Annotated in this window: 1 pseudogene; it reads left to right on the top strand. The window is 51.7% G+C overall.

The features are described 5' to 3' along the window. Positions 1–320: 320 nt before the first annotated feature. Positions 321–1,671: pseudogene (locus tag AC0KTX_RS16705) on the top strand (ISLre2 family transposase); the annotation flags it as partial.

The following is a 1,671-nucleotide window of genomic DNA, read 5'->3' as shown; positions in this document are numbered from 1 at the left end:
TTGCGGCAAACAGGCGGAATCGTTCAACGAGATGGAAAATGTTTGGGTGAAAGAACATGAAAATAGAAAGTATCTTTATAAGTAGTAAGAAATAGATGGATAGGGACAATTTGTAGAAAAATGTAAAGTGTGAGTAAAATGTTTGTGGGAAAAATTCTTAGAATTCCTCGATGAGGGGGTTGGGAACGTAGGTTCGCAATCCCCCTCATCGGGGCCACCAAGCAAAGCGCGGTAGGATCCCAAGCAGGAAACATGAAAAAAGGACTCTCTCCCTGGTAAGATGTTCATTGACCACACCACAAACAGGAGGAGAGAGTCCCATGAATATTCAACAACATCTTACCACAAATTCGTTGACATGGAAAGAGATCGAACTTGATTTGTTTCGAGCCCTGCAAAACGCCTTCGCTGAGCTGTTTACGGCTCTGTTGGAGGACATCGACCGACAATTGGCGGAAACCCGGGACAAGCGCCGGTACCACTTGAAAGACAAACGACGCACCACGATTCAAACCTTGTTTGGCGAAGTTACCTTTGAGCGAAACTACTATTTAGACCGAGAACAAAACCGTTACACGTTTTTGCTTGATTCCTTTTTAGCGTTTGATGGATCGCAGTCAATCAGCCCTTGTCTAGAAGAAACGGCGGTGGGATTGGCTGTGGAGTGCTCTTCCTATCGCAAAGCGGCTCATACGCTTGCCCAGATGGTCGGGTATCCGGTGATGAGCCATGAGGCGATCCGCCAGTTGGTGTTCGAGGCTGAAGTTCCGCTGCACTGCCCGGTTGACCAGCGATATGGACGGGTGCTGTTTGTGGAGGCCGATGGACTGTTTGTCTCTCGCCAAGGGAAGGGAAAACGGGCCAAGGAAGACAAAATCCTGACCGTTCACGAAGGGTGGAAGCGCAACGGCTCACGGATCGAATTCGTGAATCAGCGCCATTACGTCCATGAGGGCAAGGGGGAGGTGTGGGAAGGCTTCGAGGAATTTTTGATGAACGAATATGCCTATGATCCGTGTCGGGATCTTCTTGTCATCAACGGGGACGGCGCTCCATGGATTACCGCGTTCCGGGAGTATTTCAAGGGACGGGTCTGCTTCCAATTGGATCGATTCCACGTGGCGCGTGAGTTGCGCCAATGCCTCTCGGGCCATCCACGGTGGCAGGCGATTCGGCAAAAGCTGGCGAAGCAGGATGAAGAGAAGCTGCTTGTGGAACTGAACAGCGCCCTCGGCACGCTGGGGGACGAAGCGAAAGAACAACAGCTGGCTGCCTTGATCCACCGGATCGAATCGATGCCGGGATGCATCCGTGATTACCGGGAATGGCTGAAGGAGCAAGGAGTGGACACAACGGGCATGTATCCGATGGGGAGGGCTGAAAGCGTGATGAGCCAGCTGGCGTATCGGGTGAAATACCGCCGCAGTTGGACAGACAAGGGACTCAGGGCGTTTTTCAAGGCAATGATTGCCCGGATGGATGGGATTCGTCTTTTCGGACATCGTTTAGGAGAAGAATCGTCGCATCCGGCGGAGGAAACGGCATCTACCAAACAGACGATCGTGAACAAGGCGAAACAACGCATCCGCCGTCTTCTTCCGGAGGTAACGCGGAAACAAGCCATATTTACAGCAATCGTCCGGGACTCCGATCTATCATGCCCTGTCTGAA

It is taken from the genome of Aeribacillus sp. JST-2 (assembly GCF_056032925.1).
The sequence above is the reverse complement of the archived record's forward strand: the minus strand, read 5'-3'. Positions and strand labels throughout refer to the sequence as shown.